Here is a 17,447-nt window from a genome sequence, read left to right as displayed (position 1 = left end):
CCCTTTCTTCTGGAAATCCGTGGCGCAGCGTCCTATCTCGGGCCGATGCAAGGGAATGCCGCCATGAAAGACCTGACCACTTCCGAGGCCGATGCGCTGATCGCCGAGATGGGCCGCAAGGCGCGCGAGACCGCCGCCGTGCTGGCCGAGACCACGGCCGAGCGCAAGCATGCCGCGCTGATCGGCGCGGCCGAGGCGATCCGCAAGGCCGAGGATGCGATCCTCGACGCCAATGTCCTCGACATGCACCACGCCGAGGAAAAGGGCCTGAGCCCGGCCATGCTCGACCGGTTGAAGCTGGACCCGGCGCGCATCCGCGCCATGGCCGAGGGGCTGCGCTCGGTCGCGGCCCAGGCGGACCCGGTGGGCAAGGTTCTGGCCGAATGGGACCGGCCGAACGGGCTGCATATCCGGCGCGTGGCCACGCCGCTGGGCGTCATCGGCGTGATCTACGAAAGCCGGCCCAACGTCACCGCCGATGCTGCGGCGCTGGCGCTGAAGGCCGGCAATGCGGTGATCCTGCGCGGCGGCTCGGAAAGCCTGGAAAGCTCGACCGCCATCCACGAGGCGCTGGTCGCGGGGCTCAAGCAGGCCGGCCTGCCCGAGGCGGCGATCCAGATGGTCCCGACCCGAGACCGCGAGGCGGTGGCCGCCATGCTGCGGGCACAGGAGTTCATCGACGTGATCGTGCCGCGCGGCGGCAAGGGCCTGGTCGGGCTGGTGCAGAAGGAAGCCCGGGTGCCGGTCTTTGCCCATCTGGAAGGCATCTGCCACGTCTATGCCGACCGCGACGCCGACCTGGAGAAGGCCCGCCGCGTGGTGCTGAACGCCAAGACCCGGCGCACCGGCATCTGCGGCGCTGCCGAATGCCTGCTGATCGACTGGCAGTTCTATACCAGGCACGGCGCCGTGCTGGTGCAGGATCTGCTCGACGCCGGCGTCGAGGTGCGGGCCGAGGGCGAATTGGCCAAGATCTCCGGCACGGTGCCGGCCGAGCCCTCGGATTTCGGGCAGGAGTTCCTGGACAAGATCATCGCCGTCAGGCTGGTCGATGGCGTCGAGGAGGCGATCGCGCATATCCGCCGCTACGGCTCGGGCCACACGGAATCGATCCTGACCGAGAATGACGCCACCGCCGAGCGCTTCTTCAAGGGCCTCGACAGCGCCATCCTGATGCGCAACGCCTCGACCCAGTTCGCCGATGGCGGCGAATTCGGCATGGGCGGCGAGATCGGCATCGCCACCGGCAAGATGCATGCCCGCGGCCCGGTCGGCGCCGAGCAGCTGACCAGCTTCAAATACCTGGTCACCGGAGACGGGACCATCCGCCCCTGATGGATGCCGGACGGCTGCATCAGGACGACCGTCACCGCATCACGCTGTTTCGCGGCGCGGGCGGGGGGCGGCAGGCCGTCGTCACCTTCGAACACGGCCGCGACGTGGCGATGCGGGGCTTCACCCCGCCGTCCTGCCCGCGCTTTGCCCGGCGGCTGGGCATCGACGCGCTGGTGGTGCAGACCGCGCGGCGCGACTGGTTCCTGTCGCCGCAAAGCGCCGCGCTGGCCGAGGCGCTGTCCCTTGCCACCGCAGCCTATGCCGAGGTCACCGCCACCGGCTTTTCGATGGGCGGCTATGCGGCGCTGCTTTATTCCGCCGCCTGCCGGGCGCGGCGGGTGATGGCGGTTTCGCCGCAATATTCGATCGACCCGGCGGTCGCGCCCTTCGATCCCGGACGGCACGGGAAATTCGCCCGCATCGGCCAGCCCATGCCGCGGCCGGAAGCGCATGGCGACACCGGCATCGGCGGGCTGCTGCTTTATGATCCCTCCATCGCCGCCGACCGCGCCCATGCGGCGCGGGTGCGGGCGGGTTTTCCCGGGCTGACCGCCGTGGCGCTGCCGCATGGCGGCCATCCGGCGACCGGGGTGATCGCCGGCGGCACTGGCCGAGTGGCCGAGATGCTGGTTCGGGACCGCATCGACCCGCAGGCCATCCGCGAGTTGCACCGCGCCGCGCGGCGCGGCAATCCCGCCTATCGCCTGCGCCTGGCCGAGGCTGCCCTGCCCCGTCACCCGCAGCGCGCGGCGCCAGAGTTGCATACCCTGGCCGCCGAAGCCCCGCCCGGGCCGGCCATCGAGGCAGCGCTTTTGCTGCTGGAACGGGGCGATCCGCGCGCCGAGACCCTGCTTGCCGCGCGGCTGGCCGAAGAGCCCGATCTGCCGCCCCGCCTGCTGCGCCGGCTCACGCGCGCGCTCGACGGCGCCTAGAACGCGATCTCGCCGCCGCTTTCGTCCAGTTCCCAGCTCAGCGGCCGCCCGGCGGCGCGGGCGAAGCCGGCGAGCAGCAGGAAATGCACCTCGGAGGAGGCCGGCTCGGGCCGGGCCCGGGTCGCGTCCGGGTCGAGCCAGGACCACAGCGCCGGATCGGGCTTGGTGCGGCTCGATTCCGCCACCAGCCGCCAGCCCGAGGCGCCGCGGCACACCAGCACCCGCCCGCCCCAGGGCAAGGCGGTTTCCAGACACATCAGCGCCAAGAGGATCATCCGCGCCTCGGCCCGCGGCAGGTCGCCCTCGGCCTCGAGCCGCAGCTTGAGGCGGCCGCCCTTCTCGACATCGGCCAGCAGCGCCGACAGTTCGGACAGGCTCAGCCGCTGGTCGGGCGAGGCATGGCCGAAGGCGACGCGGAACCAGCGGATCCGCGCCCGCGCCGCCTCGACGCTCTCGGCGATCAGCTGCATCTCGGCGCTGCGGGCGATGCCGGGAAACTCGCCCGACAGTTCCAGCAGCTCCAGCCCGTTGCCGATGGCGCCAAGCGGCGAGACGATGTCGTGGCACAGCCGCGAACTGACCAGCGCCGCCAGCCGCTCTGGCTCGGTTCCGAAGGGCAGCCGGGGGTCGCGATGGATTGTCAGATCGTCCATGAGGAATTAGCCTGCAAAGCGCCGAAGGAAAGGGCGTGAGATGAATGAGATCCTGGAGCCGGGCATGATCGTGCGCCACCCGGGCGCGCCGGAATGGGGCACCGGCCAGGTCCAGTCGCGCATCGGGGATCGCATCACCGTCAACTTCACCCATGCCGGAAAGCAGGTGGTCGATGGCAGACATGTCAGTCTTGAACTGGTCACGGGCGATCCTTTCTGACGCATCGGGCAGAGTAATTCAACTTTTGCGCGAGTCAATCGGTCTTGGCGCCGCCCGTTCGGACGCGGTTGCAATGTCGTCCAGCCGCGCCTAGACACGGGACCGGATCCCCAACAGGCAGGCCATGCCCGGACGATGACGCCCGAAACCTCCTTCTTCGAAACCCGTCTCGCCACGGATGAGACCGACCTTCTGGCGGCGCAGCGCCTGCGCTATCGCGTCTTCGTCGAGGAGCTGGGCGGCGACGGCACCATGGTCGATCACGCCGACCGGCTGGAGCGCGACGAATTCGACCCGGTGGTCGATCACCTGGTGCTGGTGGACAACCGCCGCTCGCGCCAGGCGCTGGATCATGTCGTGGGCGTCTACCGGCTGCTGCCGGGCGACCGGGCCGAGCGCTTCGGCCGTTTCTATTGCGACAGCGAATATGACCTGACGGCGTTGCGCGCTGCCGGCCGCTCGCTGCTGGAACTGGGCCGGTCCTGCGTCGATCCGGCGTTTCGCGGCGGCTCGGGCATGTTCCTGATGTGGAACGCGCTGGCGGAATACGTGCTGGGCCGCGAGATCGAGATCCTGTTCGGCGTCGCCTCGTTCCACGGCACCGACGCGCAGGCCCTGGCGCAGCCGCTGAGCTGGCTGCACCACCACCACCTGGCCCCCGCGACGCTGCGGCCCCGCGCCCGGCCCGAGGGCTTCCAGGCGATGGACCTGATCCCGGAGGCTGAGCTCGATCGCCGCGCGGCCATGACCGGCATGCCGGCGCTGATCAAGGCCTATCTGCGGCTGGGCGGGCTGGTCGGCGAAGGCGCCTATCTGGACCGACCCTTCAACACCACCGACGTCTTCCTGATGGTCGACACCAGGGCCATGTCGGAAAAGCATCGCAAGTTCTACGAGACCCGGCAGGGCCAATGAGCGAGACCTCCCCGGGCACCTGGCACGGCGAGGCCACGCCGCCCGCCATCCCCCGCCCCTCGGCTCTGGGCTGGCTGCTGGTGGCGACGCGGGGCTTGGGCGTCGTCTCGGTGCTGCTGATCGGCGTGATCCTGATCCTGCCGATGCGTTGGGTCGAGCGGCTTTTCGCCGGGCCGCGCCGTCCGGTCAGCGGGCCGCATGTGCAGCTGGTCTGCCGGCTCTGCCTGTGGATCCTGGGCCTGCGCTGGTGCTGCGAGGGCAGGCCGCTGCGCGGCCCGGGCGCCGTGGTCGCGAACCATTCGAGCTGGCTCGACATCTTCGTTCTGAACGCGGCCATGCCGGTGTTCTTCGTGTCGAAAGCCGAGGTGGCCGGCTGGCCCGGCATCAATATCCTGACCCGCGTCACCGACACGCATTTCGTCACCCGCGACCCGCGCCTCGCGCGCCGGCAGGCCGAGGAATTCGCCACCCGCACCCGCGCCGGCCACCGGCTGCTGTTCTTTCCCGAAGGCACCAGCAGCGACGGGCGCCGCGTGCTGCCCTTCAAGCCGACCCTGTTCCAGGGCTTCCTCGATCCCGCCCTGCCCCGGGGCCTGGCCATCCAGCCGATGAGCGCGCATTACCACGCCCCGCCGGGCCGCGACCCGCGCTTCTATGGCTGGTGGGGCAGCATGGCGCTGGGTCCGCATCTGCTGGCGGTCCTGGCCGAGCCGCGCCAGGGCGCGGTCACGGTGCGGCTGCTGCCGCCGATCCCGGTCGCGGAAGAGACCCGCAAGACGCTTTCCGCCAAGGCCGAAGCGGCGGTGCGGCAAGGTTTCGGCCAGGATTGACGCGCCGCGCCGGTGGCGCCGCTGCCTGGGTATTTGCACAACAAAGAAGGCCACAAGGAAGCGCGCATCCCGAGGGAAGCCAGAGGATCGCCTTCTTTGTTGTGCAAATACCCCAGCAGCGGCGCCACGACCGCGTTGCCGCCTAGAGCGGCCAGAACAGCGGGATGGTCAGGCAGGCGACGATGCCGCAGATGATGTCCAGGGGCACGCCGACCTTGACGAAATCGCTGAACTTGTAGCCGCCGGGACCATAGACCATCAGATGCGTCTGGTAGCCGATGGGCGTCGCGAAGGCGACGGTGGCCGAGAACATCACCGCCACGACATAGGCGCGCGGATCGTGGCCCAGCGACTGGGCCAGCGCGATGGCGACCGGCGTCAGCAGCACCGCCACGGCGTTGTTCGACAGGATCTCGGTCATCACCAGGCCCAGGAAATAGACCGCGATCAGCGTGGCGAAGGGCGGCAGGCCGCGCAGCCAGGGCGCGACGAAATCCACCACCAGGGTCACGGTGCCGGTATGTTCCAGCGCCTCGCCCACCGCCAGCATGGCAAAGATCATCGCCATCAGCCGGGCATCGACGAATTCGAAGGCCTCCTCGGCATCGACGCAGCGCGTGATCAGGATGATCGCCGCCGCGACGAAGGACAGCGCCATGATCGGCGCCACGTCCAGCGCCGCCAGCGACACCACCGCCAAGAGGCAAAGCACCGCGATCGGCGCCTTCGAGCGGCGATAGGGCCGCGCCGAGGGCCGCGAGACATCGACCAGTTCCATGTCGGCGGCAAGGCGGCCGATGTCCTCGGGCGCGCCTTCCAGCAGCAGCGTATCGCCGACCTGCACCACCAGGTCGTCGAGCTGGCGGCCGATGTTCTGGCTGCGGCGATGCGCGGCCAGGACATAGACGCCGTAGCGGCGGCGCAAGCGCATGTCGCCCAGCCGCCGGCCGACCAGACGCGCGCCGGGCGAGATCAGCACCTCGACCGTCTCGGTCGCGACCGAGCTCAGCTTGTCGACCATCTGGAAGTTCTTGTTGGCCTGCATCTCGAGCAGTTCCGCCATTTCCGAGCGCAGCACCACGCGGTCGCCCGGCTCGAGCACCACCTCGGCCAGGTTGCGGCGCAGCGACAGGTCGCCGCGCAGCACGTCGATCACCCGCACGGCGTCGCGCTTGAACAGCGGCACCTCGTTCACGTTCATGCCGACCAGGCTGGAATCGGCGGGCACGGCGACCTCGGTGAAATATTTCATGCCGCGCCGGGTGCCGAGGAAACCGGCCAGCGAGGTGCGCTCGGGCAGAAGCCTCCAGCCGATCAGCGCGAAATAGGCGATGCCGGCCAGGGTGATGGCGATGCCGACCGGCGCGATCTCGAAGATGGAAAACGGCACCATGCCGGCCTCGCGCGCCACGCCGTCGACCAGCAGGTTGGTCGAGGTGCCGATCAGCGTCATCATGCCGCCCAGGATGGTGAAATAGCTGAGCGGCATCAGGAATTTCGACGGCGAGGTGCCCAGCCGCAGCGCCAGCTGGATGAAGATCGGGATCATCACCGCCACCACAGGCGTGTTGTTCATGATCGCCGAGGCCAGGATGACGAAGCCGAACAGCCCCGCCAGCGTCAACCGGGGATGGTCGCTCGCATGGGCGGTGACAAGCTGCGACATCATTTCCAGCGCACCGGTGCGCAAGAGGCCGCCCATGATCAGGAACATGAAGGCGATGGTCCAGGGCGCCGCGTTCGACAGCACCGAGGCCGCGTCCTTGAACGGCAGCAGGCCCAGCAGCATCAGCACCGCCGCGGTGCCGATCGCCACCACCTCGGGCGGGTTCCGCTCGCGGACGAATTCGATGAACATCACGACGATGATGGCCAGCATGGCGATGGCCGCATTCGTCCCGGTCAGTTCGAAACCCAGCATGAAGATCCTGTCCAGAGGCGCTGTTAATCACGGCCCTTTCGGTGGGGTATTAGAATTATTTTCTCCACCGCCGCAAGCGAAACAGCATGGGCTTTTCCGCTCAGGCGCCGGCGGGCGCGGGATCCAGCCTGCCGCCCCTGCGCAACGCCTGCACCGCGCTGGCCTTGCCGGTGCGGTCGTCGGTGGTCACCAGCACGCCGCAGAGCGTCGCCTCGCCCTCGGCCGGGGTGAAGCGCTCGCTGGCCATGCCGGTCAGGAAGCGGCGCAGCGGCTCGGTCTTTTCCATGCCGATGACGCTGTCATAGTCGCCGCACATGCCGGCATCGGACTGATAGGCGGTGCCGCGGTTCAGGATCATCGTGTCGGCGGTCGGCACGTGGGTATGGGTGCCGACGACCAGGCTGGCGCGGCCGTCGCAGAAATGCCCGACGGCCATCTTCTCGCTGGTGGCCTCGGCATGGATGTCGACCACCGTGGCCTGCACCAGCCCGCCCAGGGGATGCGCCTTCAGCACCGTATCGAGGGCCGAGAACGGGTCGTCGAAGGGCCGCTTCATGAAGACCTGGCCAAGCGCCTGCGCCACCAGCACCTTGCGGCCGCGCGTCGCCTCGAACACCCGGGCGCCGCGGCCGGGCGCGACCTTGGAATAGTTCAGCGGCCGGATGATGCGCGGCTCGGTCTCGATGAAGGACAGCATTTCCTTCTGGTCGAAGGCATGGTCGCCCAGTGTCACGCAATCGGCACCCGAATCGAGTATGAGCTTGGCGTGCCCCCCCGTCAGGCCCATGCCGCCGCTGGCGTTCTCGCCGTTCACGATGGTGAAATCGACCCCCAGCCGCTGCTTCAGCGGTTCGAGCCCTTCCGAAATGGCGCGCCGACCGGCGCGCCCCATCACATCGCCTAGATAGAGGATTCGCATGCCACAGCGTTAGGCCAAAGCCCCGGGACGCTCAACCCCGGTTCGCCGCTTCAGCCCAGCCACAGCCCCAGCGCCACGCCCGAAAGCGCCAGCGCAGCCCCCAGGACCACGCCAAGGGCCATCCCCCTGCCCCGGCGGACCGGCACCGCGACGATCTGCGGCTCGCGCAGCAGTTCGGGCATGCGGCGTTCCAGGAATTCGGGCAAGAGCGGCGCGAAGCGGCCCAGCACCTGGACGGCGCGGCCCAGGTCGCGCGCCGCGGCCTTGGGGCCGAGGTTGTCGCGGATATAGCTTTCGACCACCGGCCGCGCGACCTGCCAGATGTTGATCTGCGGGTCGAGGCTGCGCGCCACGCCCTCGACCACCACCATGGTGCGTTGCAGAAGAATCAGTTCGGTCCGCGTCGCCATGCCGAAGCGTTCCGTGACCTCGAAGAGATAGGCCAGCAGATTGGCCATCGAGATCTGGCTGGCATCGGCGCCGAAGATCGGCTCGCCCACCGCCCGCAGCGCGCGGGAGAACTCCTTGATGTCGCGGTCGCGCGGGACATAGCCCGCCTCGAAATGCACCCGCGCCACGCGCTCGTAATCGCGGCGGATGAAGCCCATCAGGATCTCGGCATAGACCCGGCGGGTGTATTCGTCGATCTCGCCCATGATGCCGAAGTCATAGATGATGACATCGCCGTTCACCGCGACCTTCAGGTTGCCCTGGTGCATGTCGGCATGGAAATAGCCGTCGCGCAGCGCGTGCTGCAGGAACAGTTGCAGCACCCGGGCGGCGATGGTCGGCAGGTCGTGGCCGGCGGCGCGCAGCCCCTCGACGTCGCCCATCGGCAGGCCCTCGGCCCAGTCGCTGGTCAGCACGCGCCGCGCCGACAGGTGCCAATGCGGCTTCGGCACCTGCATGCCGGTGTCGCCCTCGGTATTCTCGGCGAATTCCGAGGCCGAGGCGGCCTCGAGCCGCAGGTCCAGCTCGCCCATGACCACGGATTCGAAATGCGCCACCACGTCGCGCGGGCGCAGGCGGCGGGTCGCGGGCGACAGCCGCTCGATCATGCCGGCGGCGAAGTGGAAGGCGTCGATGTCGCGGCGGAAAGCGCCCTCGATGCCCGGGCGCAGCACCTTGACCGCGACCTCGCGCCCGGTGTCGGCGCGGCGGCCGCGATGGACCTGGGCGATCGAGGCCGCCGCCACCGGCTCGGCGAATTCGCTGAACAGCGCCTCGATCGGGCGGCCGAGATCGGCCTCGACCATGCGCCGGGCCTGGTCCTGGGGAAAGGGCGGCAGCCGGTCCTGCAGCATGGCGAGCTGGTCGGCCAGTTCCGGCCCGACCACGTCCGGGCGGGTGGAAAGGATCTGGCCGAACTTGATATAGGCCGGCCCCAGCGCGGTGATGGCACGGGTGACGGGCGGCAGGGACGGATCGCCCTTGTAGCCCAGCCAGGCGAAGGGCCAGCCCAGGATGCGGGCGGCGACGCGGACGCGGGCCGGAGCCTCGGCCGCGTCCAGCGCCACCTTCATCGCGCCGGTGCGCTCGAACGTGGCGCCGGTGCGGACCAGCCGCCAGATATTGTGCGGGCCGCGCATCGTTACAGCTTCCAGCCGGAATGCAGCGCGGCGATGCCCATGGACAGGTTGCGCCATTGCACCCGGCCGAAGCCGGCGGCGCGGATCATCTCGGCAAAGGTTTCCTGGTCGGGGAACTTGCGGATCGATTCGACCAGGTATTGATAGCTGTCGCGGTCGTTCGCGACGACCTGGCCCATCACCGGGATGACGTTGAAGGAATAGCGGTCATAGGCCCATTGCAGCATCGGCACCGGGATCTGGCTGAACTCCAGCACCATCAGCCGGCCGCCGGGCTTCAGCACCCGGCGCGCCTCGGCCAGCGCGTCGGGGATGCGGGTGACGTTGCGGATGCCGAAGCTGATCGTGTAGCGGTCGAAGCTGTCGTCGGCGAAGGGCAGCGCCATCGCGTCGCCGGTGACCCAGGCCAGGCGGTCCGCCAGCTTGCCGGCCTCGGCGCGCTTCCTGCCCTCGACCAGCATCGACTCGGTCATGTCGCAGACGGTGACGCGGGCGTCCCGGGCGCGTTCCAGGAAGCGGAAGGCGATGTCGCCGGTGCCGCCGGCCACGTCCAGCAGGTGCTGGCCGTCGCGCGGCGCCAGCCAGTCCATCATCGCGGTTTTCCAGACCCGGTGGATGCCCATGCTCATCAGGTCGTTCATCACGTCATAGCGCGAGGCCACGCGCGAGAAGACGCCATGGACCAGCCCGGCCTTGTCCTTTTCGGCCACGGTGCGAAAGCCGAAATGGGTTTGCTTGCTGGGGTCGTCGGTCATCGCGCTTGTCCATCCGTCGTTTCGCGCCCAGATAGTCCGAAAGCGCGCGGCGCACCATGCGACGAATGGAAAAGAAATGCCAGAACTGCCCGAGGTCGAAACCGTCCGCCGTGGCCTTGCGCCGCATCTCGAGGGCCATGTCATCGCCCGGGCCGAGGCGCGCCGTCCCGACCTGCGCTGGCCGCTGCCGCCGGACCTGGTGCAGGTGCTGACCGGTGCACGGGTGACGGGGCTGCGGCGGCGGTCGAAGTATATCCTCGCCGACCTTCAGGATCGCGGCAGCCTGCTGCTGCATCTGGGCATGTCGGGCAGGATGCTGATCGAGGGCGAGTCGCAGGGCGATTTCCACCGCGACCCGGCCATCCTGCCGCGCCACGACCATGTGGTGTTCTGGACCGACCAGGGCACCCGCATCACCTTCAACGACGCGCGCCGATTCGGCATGGTGGACCTGGTCGCGCCCGGAGCCGCGCATCCGCTGCTGGCGCAGCTGGGCCCCGAGCCGCTGTCGCCGGAATTCACCCCGGCGGTCCTGGCGGCGGCCTTCGCCGGGCGGCGCACGCCGGTCAAGGCGGCGCTGCTGGACCAGCGCATCGTCGCGGGCCTGGGCAATATCTATGTCTCCGAGGCGCTGTTTCGCGCCGGCATCGACCCGCGCCGGCTGGCCGGGCAGGTCACGGCCGCGGAAATCGCGGCGCTGGTCGGCCATATCCGCGCCGTGCTCGAGGAAGCCATCGCGGCCGGCGGCTCGTCCTTGCGCGACCACCGGCAGGCAACGGGCGAGCTGGGCTATTTCCAGCATTCCTTCCGCGTCTATGGCCGCGAGGGCGCGCCCTGCCCCCATGGCTGCGGCGCCACCGTCGAACGCATCGTGCAATCGGGCCGGTCGAGCTATTTCTGCCCGCATTGCCAAAGCTGAGCCCGGCCCGCGCCCGGATGATGGCCGGGAAAGCCGTCAGCCCCTGCGCGCGGCCCGGTCCCGGACCGGGTTCGACAGGATGCCGATCCGGTCGATCTCGACCTCGCAAATATCGCCGTGCTTCATGAAAAGCGGCGGCTTGCGGGCCATGCCGACGCCCGAGGGCGTGCCGGTCACAAGCACGTCGCCCGGCTCCAGCGTCATGAACCGCGAACAGATCGACACCAGCCGCGCGACCGGGAACACCATGTCGTCGATCATCGCGCTCTGCACCGTCTCGCCGTTCAGCCGCGTGGTCAGCCGCAGGCCCTTGCAGCCGGGCGGAAGCGCGTCGGCGCTGACGAAACAGGGACCGAAGGCGCCGGTGTCGTCGAAGTTCTTGCCCGCCGTCCATTGCGGCGACTTGAACTGATAGTCGCGCACCGAGGCGTCATTGAAGATCGAATAGCCGGCGACGTGATCCAGGGCTTCGGCTTCCTCGACGTCGCGGGCGCGCTTGCCGATCACGGCGACCAGCTCGCCCTCGTAGTCGAGCTGCTCCGAGACCTCGGGGCGCAGGATCGGCGCGCCATGGCCGATCAGGCTGGAGCTGAAGCGTGCGAACAGCGCCGGATAGCCCGGCTGCGCGAGCCCGCTTTCGGCGGCATGGTCGGCATAGTTCAGCCCGACGCAGACGATCTTGCCGGGATGGGCGATCGGCGGCAGGAAAGACACCGCCTCGGGGTCGACCGGCTGGCCGTGCTGCAACGCCCGGGCCGCATGGGCCAGCGCCTCGCCGCCCTGCCGGATCAGGCTCGGAAGGTCGCCGGGATAGCCGGCCTCGCTCGCAAGCAGGCCCCGGAGGCCGGCTTCGGTCTCGACCGCCAGGCCCTGCATGCCTTTGACGGCATAGGCGAAGAATTTCATGCGCTCCTCCTCGATTCGAGGGGCGGAGCATAGGGCGGTCCACGCCATCGTTGAAGCCGGGATCGGGGCTGGCAAAAGGGCGCGCCGGCGCCGCCGCGGACCGGAAAGAAGCGCGCTGGCCTTGCGGTCGCGCTTTTGTTACGAGTCGCGGTCAATTTGGTTCGAAAGGCGATGAGATGATGGCTTACCAGACCCTGACCGTCGAGATCGACGACTATGTGGCCCTGATCCGGCTGAACCGGCCCGAGGCGCTGAACGCGCTGAACTCGCAGCTGATGGGCGAGCTGGCGGATGCCGTGGCGGAGGCCGACCGCAACGAAAAGGTGCGCTGCATCGTGCTGACCGGCAGCGAGAAGGCCTTCGCCGCCGGCGCCGACATCAAGGAGATGTCCGGTAAGAGCTTCGTCGACGTCTATACCGGCAATATCTTCGGCGACGAGATCGACCGCATCACCGCGGCCCGCAAGCCGATCATCGCCGCGGTGTCGGGCTATGCGCTGGGCGGCGGCTGCGAACTGGCCATGGCCTGCGACTTCATCATCTGCGCCGACAATGCGAAATTCGGCCAGCCCGAGATCAACCTGGGCGTCATCGCCGGCATCGGCGGCACCCAGCGCCTGACCCGCTTTGTCGGCAAGTCGAAGTCGATGGACATGCACCTGACCGGCCGCTTCATGGATGCGGCCGAGGCGGAACGCTCGGGCCTGGTCAGCCGCGTGGTGCCGGCCGCGAAGCTGTTGCCCGAGGTGATGGCGGTGGCCAAGAAGATCGCCGAGAAGTCGCAGATCGCCACCGTCGCCGCCAAGGAGGCCGTGAACCGCAGCTATGAGACCACGCTGCGCGAGGGCGTGCTGTTCGAGCGCCGCACCTTCCAGGCGCTGTTTTCGACCGAGGACCAGAAGGAGGGCATGGCCGCCTTTCTGGAAAAGCGCGAGCCGCAGTTCCGCGATCGCTGATTGGGCTTGGCTTTCGGCCCGGGGCGCTGTATAGGCCCGGGCTTACATGCGCGTGGGCCCGCTTAAGGCAAGAATCATGACCGTCCTTTCGGGGACGGTGCCGTGGGGCTTTTGCGTGACAGAGATTACGAGAGAAAGACAGAACCCATGGCCAACACGCCCCAATCCAAGAAACGCGCCCGCCAGATCGAGCGGGTCACCGCCGTCAACAAGGCGCGCCGCTCGCGCATCCGCACCTATCTGCGCAAGGTCGAAGAGGCGCTGGCCTCGGGCGATGCCGCCGCGGCCGCCGAAGCCCTGAAAAGCGCCCAGCCGGAACTGATGCGCGGCGTCACCAAGGGCGTCGTCCACAAGAACACCGCCTCGCGCAAGATCTCGCGCCTCGCGGCCCGGGTGAAGGCGCTGGCCACGGCCTGATCGGCCGCCGGACCACCGCGACGGATGCGGCATTTGCGCAACTGTCGGGTGCAAGATTTAGGGGCGCACTCCTCTGGAGCGCGCCCTTTCGCATGAAGAGCCGCTGGTTTTCCTCCGGAAAATCAGTGGCTTGCAGGATCGCTTGCCGCGCCCGCGGCGCCGGCCAGATTCGATGCGGCAAAGTGACTGTCAAGCGCGAAGATCGGTTGCTGGGCGGCGGCGGTTCTTGCTAGCTTCGTCCCTGCGATTCACCATCGCGCCTGGGGGACATGCTTCAGCGGTCAGCACGACCGCCACCCGCTGGAGCGGCAGCAGGATCAATTAAGGATCCGCTACCGATGACGCGCAAGCCGGCTGCCACCGGCCTGCGTTTCGTGTCTGAACGTTTCGGCCGCAGGACGGCTCTGCGCGACGCTTCGGCGGCGGATGTCCTGTTGCCGAAATTTGTCCGTCGGGCCGGTGCAAGGCGCCTCATGCCGGGAATCCGGCAGAGATCGGGGACAAGAGACGGACTTGGGCGAGACAATGGACACAGTTTGGGGACAGGCGCGTGCGGAACTTCAGAAGATCGTCGGAGCCGACAGTTTCTCGACCTGGATCGAACCCCTGCGCCTGACCGGCGTCGCCGAGGGCACCGCCACCATCGCCTGCCCGACCCGCTTCCTGTCCGACTGGGTCTCGCGCCATTACAGCGACGACATCCTGAAGGTGCTGGACCGCGTCGGCGGCCCGGTGCAGCGGCTGAGCTTCGAGACCCGCAGCGCCTCGGCCCGCCCGCCGGCCGCCGCCCCCGCGGTGAAGCGCCCGACGCCCCGCGCCGCGGTGGACGAGGATCTGGCCGCGCCGCTGGACAGCCGCTTCACCTTCGAGAATTTCGTCGTCGGCAAGCCCAACGAGCTGGCCCATGCCGCCGCGCGCCGCGTGGCCGAGGGCGGGCCGGTGACCTTCAACCCGCTATTCCTTTATGGCGGCGTCGGCCTGGGCAAGACCCACCTGATGCATGCCATCGCGCGCGAGATCCAGATCCGCCAACCCGAGGCCAGGGTGCTCTACCTCTCGGCCGAGCAGTTCATGTATCGCTTCGTCCAGGCGCTGCGCGACCGCACCGTGATGGATTTCAAGGAGCTGTTCCGCACCGTCTCGGTGCTGATGGTCGATGACGTGCAGTTCATCGCCGGCAAGGACAGCACGCAGGAGGAATTCTTCCACACCTTCAACACCCTGGTCGACCAGGGCAAGCAGATCGTCATCTCGGCCGACCGCGCGCCGGGCGAGATCAAGGACATGGAAGAGCGCATCAAGTCGCGCCTGCAATGCGGCCTTGTCGTGGACCTGCACCCGACCGATTACGAGCTGCGGCTGGGCATCCTGCAAAGCAAGACCGACAGCTTCCGCGCGCAATATCCCGGCCTGCTGATCGCGCCGGGCGTGCTGGAGTTTCTCGCGCATCGCATCACCTCGAATGTCCGGGTGCTGGAGGGGGCGCTGCAGCGGCTGTTTGCCTTCGCCAGCCTGATGGGCCGCGAGATCACGCTGGACATGACGCAGGAATGCCTGGCCGATATCCTGCGCGCCAATGATCGCAAGGTGTCCATCGAGGAGATCCAGCGCAAGGTGGCCGAGCATTACAACATCCGCCTCGCCGACATGATCGGGCCGAAGCGGGTGCGCACTGTCGCCCGGCCGCGGCAGATCGCCATGTATCTGTCCAAGCAGATGACCTCGCGCAGCCTGCCCGAGATCGGGCGCCGCTTCGGCGGCCGGGATCACACCACCATCATGCATGGCGTGCGCAAGATCGAGGAATTGCGCGGCGCGGACCGCAGCCTGGCCGAGGATATCGACCTGTTGCGCCGGCTGCTGGAAGCCTGATCCATCCGCTTGACCTTGTGCGGAATTGTGCCAAATTGGCGCCCCGCGCCGCCGCGCAAGATCGACTTGAGGACCGACCATGAAATTTTCGATTGAACGTGCCGATCTGGTGAAGGCGGTCTCTCAGGCCCAGTCCGTCGTCGAGCGTCGCAACACCATCCCGATCCTGGCCAATGTGCTGATCGAGGCCACGCCCGAAGGCGTCAGCCTGCGCGCCACCGATCTTGATACCGAGATCGTGGACCGGGCCGCGGCCCAGGTCGAACGGCCGGGTGCGACCACGGTCTCGGCCTCGATGCTGAACGACATCGCCCGCAAGCTGCCGGATGGCGCGTTGGTGCAGCTTAGCCTGGACGCGGCCTCGCAGCGGCTCTCGGTGCAGGCGGGGCGGTCGAACTTCAGCCTCGCGACCCTGCCGCGCGAGGATTTCCCGGTCATGTCCTCGTCGGAATATTCGGCGAATTTCTCGGCTCCGGCGGCGGTGCTGCGCCGGCTGTTCGACAAGTCGAAATTCGCCATCTCGAACGAGGAAACCCGCTATTACCTGAACGGCGTCTACATGCATGTGGCCGAAGGCGAGGACGGCCCCAGCCTGCGCTGCGTCGCGACCGACGGCCACCGGCTGGCCCGCATCGACGCACCCCTGCCCCAGGGGGCCGAGGCCATGCCCGGCGTGATCGTGCCGCGCAAGACCGTGGGCGAGCTGAAGAAACTTCTGGACAACGACGAGACCGAGATCGCGGTTTCGGTCAGCGAGACCAAGGTGCGGTTCGCGACGCCGACCATCACGCTGACCTCGAAGGTGATCGACGGCACCTTCCCGGATTACAGCCGCGTGATCCCCTCGGGCAATGCCCGCAAGCTGGAAGTCGATGCCGGCGATTTCGCCAAGGCGGTGGACCGGGTGGCGACGGTCAGCAGCGAGCGCTCGCGCGCCGTCAAGCTGTCCTTGGACGAGGACCGGCTGGTGCTGTCGGTGAACGCCCCCGATGCCGGCGCGGCCGACGAGGAACTGCCCGTCGCCTATGCCGACGAGCCGCTGGAGATCGGCTTCAACGCCAAATACCTGCACGAGATCGCCAGCCAGATCGAGCGCGAGAATGCGGTCTTCCTGTTCAACGGCTCGGGCGACGCGGCGCTGATCCGCGAGGGCGGCGACACCAGCGCGGTCTATGTCGTGATGCCGATGCGCGTGTGACGCTTTCCCGGCTGCACCTGGCCCAGTTCCGCAGCTGGGCCCGGCTCGACATCGACCTGGACCACCGGCCCGTCGCCATCCACGGACCGAATGGCGCGGGCAAGACCAATATCCTGGAAGCGATCTCGATGCTGTCGCCCGGCCGCGGCATGCGCGGCGCGGCGCCCGGCGACCAGGCCCGCAAGGGGCCGGAGGTCGGCTGGCAGATCCGCGCCCGGATCGGCGAGCATGAGGTCGCGACCCGCGCCCTGCCCGGCCAGCCGCGCGAGGTGGCGATCGACGACAAGCCCTCGACCCAGATCGCGCTTGGCCGGCTGATGCGGGTGATCTGGCTGACCCCGGCCATGGACCGGCTGTGGACCGACGCCCCCGAGGCGCGGCGGCGTTTCCTGGACCGGGTGACGCTGAGCTTTGCCCCCGGCCATGCCGAGGATGCGCTGGGGTATGAGAAAGCCATGCGCGAGCGTAACCGGCTGCTCAAGGACGAGATCCGCGATGCCGGTTGGTTTCGCGCGCTGGAGGCGCAGATGGCCGAGTCGGGCGCGGCCGTCACCCGCAACCGGCTGGATGCCATCGCCCGCATCACAGCGGCGCAGGACGGGGCCGGCACCGCCTTCCCCTCGGCCAGCCTGGCGCTGCTGCCGGGCGAGGGTTTCGCGGATGATCCCGACCCCGCGCGCATCGCCGCCCGGCTGGCCGAGGGCCGCCCCCGCGACATGGCCGCCGGACGCACCCTGACCGGCCCGCATCGCGCCGACCTGGGCGCGCATTGGGGGCCGCAGGCCATGCCCGCGGCGCTGTCCTCGACCGGCGAGCAGAAGGCCCTGCTGCTGTCGCTGATCCTTGCCAATGCACGGGCGCTGGTCGGGGAAAGCGTGGTGCTGCTGCTCGATGAGGTGGCGGCGCATCTGGACGCCGACCGCCGCGCCGCGCTTTACGACGAGATCTGCGGCCTGGGCGCGCAGAGCCTGCTGACCGGCACCGGGCCCGAGCTGTTCGCGGCGCTGCGGGGCCGGGCGCAGTTCCTGGCGGTCGAGCGGCAGGGCGAGACCTCGAGCCTCGCCATGGGTATTTGAAGAGCAAAGAAGCCGGTTGCGCGTCGATTCGGGT

17 protein-coding genes are annotated in these 17,447 nt (G+C 68.7%); 11 read left to right on the top strand and 6 right to left on the bottom strand.

What is annotated here, in order from left to right; translation table 11 throughout:
* The first annotated feature begins 63 nt into the window (after positions 1-63).
* Positions 64-1,335: a glutamate-5-semialdehyde dehydrogenase gene (locus ASV56_RS19380; protein ID WP_062563622.1), complete on the top strand. Its 1,272-nt coding sequence runs from the start codon at positions 64-66 to the stop codon at positions 1,333-1,335.
* Positions 1,335-2,267, top strand: a complete 933-nt coding sequence (locus ASV56_RS19375) for a hypothetical protein (protein WP_062563621.1) — start codon at positions 1,335-1,337, stop codon at positions 2,265-2,267. Before ASV56_RS19380 ends, ASV56_RS19375 begins: the two co-directional genes overlap by 1 nt.
* Here the strand turns inward: ASV56_RS19375 and ASV56_RS19370 are convergent.
* Entirely contained in the window at positions 2,264-2,920 is a 657-nt protein-coding gene (locus ASV56_RS19370) for a histidine phosphotransferase family protein (RefSeq protein ID WP_062563620.1), read from the bottom strand. The genes ASV56_RS19375 and ASV56_RS19370 overlap by 4 nt on opposite strands.
* A 40-nt stretch (positions 2,921-2,960) precedes the next feature.
* Between ASV56_RS19370 and ASV56_RS19365 the strand changes: the two genes are divergently transcribed.
* From ASV56_RS19365 to ASV56_RS19355, 3 genes are all read left to right on the top strand, one after another.
* Positions 2,961-3,140: a DUF3553 domain-containing protein gene (locus ASV56_RS19365; RefSeq protein ID WP_017998295.1), complete on the top strand. Its 180-nt coding sequence runs from the start codon at positions 2,961-2,963 to the stop codon at positions 3,138-3,140.
* A 135-nt stretch (positions 3,141-3,275) separates the two neighbouring features.
* Positions 3,276-4,055, top strand: coding sequence for an L-ornithine N(alpha)-acyltransferase (locus ASV56_RS19360; protein WP_062563619.1), 780 nt, complete (start codon positions 3,276-3,278; stop codon positions 4,053-4,055).
* A complete protein-coding gene (locus tag ASV56_RS19355; RefSeq protein WP_062563618.1) occupies positions 4,052-4,885 on the top strand; it encodes a lyso-ornithine lipid O-acyltransferase in 834 nt (277 codons plus the stop codon). The genes ASV56_RS19360 and ASV56_RS19355 overlap by 4 nt, the downstream gene beginning before the upstream one ends.
* A 142-nt stretch (positions 4,886-5,027) precedes the next feature.
* Here ASV56_RS19355 and ASV56_RS19350 read toward each other — a convergent pair whose 3' ends face one another.
* The 4 genes from ASV56_RS19350 to ubiE form a co-directional block, all read right to left on the bottom strand.
* Positions 5,028-6,806 (bottom strand): SLC13 family permease, encoded by a 1,779-nt coding sequence (locus ASV56_RS19350; RefSeq protein WP_062563617.1) that lies wholly within the window; start codon positions 6,804-6,806, stop codon positions 5,028-5,030.
* Positions 6,807-6,906: 100 nt separating this feature from the next.
* A complete protein-coding gene (locus ASV56_RS19345) occupies positions 6,907-7,725 on the bottom strand; it encodes a TIGR00282 family metallophosphoesterase (protein ID WP_062563616.1) in 819 nt (272 codons plus the stop codon).
* A gap of 50 nt (positions 7,726-7,775) precedes the next feature.
* Positions 7,776-9,314 carry a 2-polyprenylphenol 6-hydroxylase gene (ubiB, locus tag ASV56_RS19340; RefSeq protein ID WP_062563615.1) on the bottom strand — a complete coding sequence of 513 codons (1,539 nt, stop codon included), beginning with the start codon at positions 9,312-9,314 and terminating at the stop codon, positions 7,776-7,778.
* 2 nt (positions 9,315-9,316) lie between these two features.
* Entirely contained in the window at positions 9,317-10,069 is a 753-nt protein-coding gene (gene ubiE / locus ASV56_RS19335) for a bifunctional demethylmenaquinone methyltransferase/2-methoxy-6-polyprenyl-1,4-benzoquinol methylase UbiE (protein WP_062563614.1), read from the bottom strand.
* A gap of 76 nt (positions 10,070-10,145) precedes the next feature.
* Here ubiE and mutM point away from each other — a divergent pair, with 76 nt between their 5' ends.
* Positions 10,146-10,988 carry a bifunctional DNA-formamidopyrimidine glycosylase/DNA-(apurinic or apyrimidinic site) lyase gene (mutM, locus tag ASV56_RS19330; RefSeq protein WP_062563613.1) on the top strand — a complete coding sequence of 281 codons (843 nt, stop codon included), beginning with the start codon at positions 10,146-10,148 and terminating at the stop codon, positions 10,986-10,988.
* Positions 10,989-11,024: 36 nt separating this feature from the next.
* Here the strand turns inward: mutM and ASV56_RS19325 are convergent, their stop codons facing one another.
* Entirely contained in the window at positions 11,025-11,894 is an 870-nt protein-coding gene (locus tag ASV56_RS19325; protein ID WP_062563612.1) for a fumarylacetoacetate hydrolase family protein, read from the bottom strand.
* A gap of 179 nt (positions 11,895-12,073) precedes the next feature.
* Between ASV56_RS19325 and ASV56_RS19320 the strand changes: the two genes are divergently transcribed.
* From ASV56_RS19320 to recF, 5 genes are all read left to right on the top strand, one after another.
* Positions 12,074-12,850 (top strand): enoyl-CoA hydratase, encoded by a 777-nt coding sequence (locus ASV56_RS19320; RefSeq protein ID WP_062563785.1) that lies wholly within the window; start codon positions 12,074-12,076, stop codon positions 12,848-12,850.
* Positions 12,851-12,997: 147 nt separating this feature from the next.
* A complete protein-coding gene (gene rpsT, locus ASV56_RS19315; RefSeq protein WP_017998304.1) occupies positions 12,998-13,267 on the top strand; it encodes a 30S ribosomal protein S20 in 270 nt (89 codons plus the stop codon).
* Positions 13,268-13,792: 525 nt separating this feature from the next.
* Positions 13,793-15,139, top strand: coding sequence for a chromosomal replication initiator protein DnaA (dnaA, locus tag ASV56_RS19310; protein ID WP_062563611.1), 1,347 nt, complete (start codon positions 13,793-13,795; stop codon positions 15,137-15,139).
* Positions 15,140-15,218: 79 nt separating this feature from the next.
* On the top strand, positions 15,219-16,337 hold the full coding sequence (dnaN, locus tag ASV56_RS19305) for a DNA polymerase III subunit beta (RefSeq protein ID WP_062563610.1): 1,119 nt from the start codon (positions 15,219-15,221) through the stop codon (positions 16,335-16,337).
* Positions 16,334-17,413, top strand: coding sequence for a DNA replication/repair protein RecF (gene recF / locus ASV56_RS19300; protein WP_062563609.1), 1,080 nt, complete (start codon positions 16,334-16,336; stop codon positions 17,411-17,413). Before dnaN ends, recF begins: the two co-directional genes overlap by 4 nt.
* Positions 17,414-17,447 lie beyond the last annotated feature (34 nt).

This window comes from Paracoccus aminovorans (genome assembly GCF_001546115.1).
In the GTDB taxonomy this organism is placed as follows: Bacteria; Pseudomonadota; Alphaproteobacteria; order Rhodobacterales; family Rhodobacteraceae; genus Paracoccus; species Paracoccus aminovorans_B.
The sequence above is the reverse complement of the archived record's forward strand: the minus strand, read 5'-3'. Positions and strand labels throughout refer to the sequence as shown.

Bases quoted from the DNA above. Each gene is read 5' to 3' on its own strand.
- ASV56_RS19380 (WP_062563622.1), top strand. From the start codon at position 64: ATGAAAGACCTGACCACTTCCGAGGCCGATGCGCTGATCGCCGAGATG.
- ASV56_RS19375 (WP_062563621.1), top strand. From the start codon at position 1,335: ATGGATGCCGGACGGCTGCATCAGGACGACCGTCACCGCATCACGCTG.
- ASV56_RS19370 (WP_062563620.1), bottom strand. From the start codon at position 2,920: ATGGACGATCTGACAATCCATCGCGACCCCCGGCTGCCCTTCGGAACC.
- ASV56_RS19365 (WP_017998295.1), top strand. From the start codon at position 2,961: ATGAATGAGATCCTGGAGCCGGGCATGATCGTGCGCCACCCGGGCGCG.
- ASV56_RS19360 (WP_062563619.1), top strand. From the start codon at position 3,276: ATGACGCCCGAAACCTCCTTCTTCGAAACCCGTCTCGCCACGGATGAG.
- ASV56_RS19355 (WP_062563618.1), top strand. From the start codon at position 4,052: ATGAGCGAGACCTCCCCGGGCACCTGGCACGGCGAGGCCACGCCGCCC.
- ASV56_RS19350 (WP_062563617.1), bottom strand. From the start codon at position 6,806: ATGCTGGGTTTCGAACTGACCGGGACGAATGCGGCCATCGCCATGCTG.
- ASV56_RS19345 (WP_062563616.1), bottom strand. From the start codon at position 7,725: ATGCGAATCCTCTATCTAGGCGATGTGATGGGGCGCGCCGGTCGGCGC.
- ubiB (WP_062563615.1), bottom strand. From the start codon at position 9,314: ATGCGCGGCCCGCACAATATCTGGCGGCTGGTCCGCACCGGCGCCACG.
- ubiE (WP_062563614.1), bottom strand. From the start codon at position 10,069: ATGACCGACGACCCCAGCAAGCAAACCCATTTCGGCTTTCGCACCGTG.
- mutM (WP_062563613.1), top strand. From the start codon at position 10,146: ATGCCAGAACTGCCCGAGGTCGAAACCGTCCGCCGTGGCCTTGCGCCG.
- ASV56_RS19325 (WP_062563612.1), bottom strand. From the start codon at position 11,894: ATGAAATTCTTCGCCTATGCCGTCAAAGGCATGCAGGGCCTGGCGGTC.
- ASV56_RS19320 (WP_062563785.1), top strand. From the start codon at position 12,074: ATGGCTTACCAGACCCTGACCGTCGAGATCGACGACTATGTGGCCCTG.
- rpsT (WP_017998304.1), top strand. From the start codon at position 12,998: ATGGCCAACACGCCCCAATCCAAGAAACGCGCCCGCCAGATCGAGCGG.
- dnaA (WP_062563611.1), top strand. From the start codon at position 13,793: ATGGACACAGTTTGGGGACAGGCGCGTGCGGAACTTCAGAAGATCGTC.
- dnaN (WP_062563610.1), top strand. From the start codon at position 15,219: ATGAAATTTTCGATTGAACGTGCCGATCTGGTGAAGGCGGTCTCTCAG.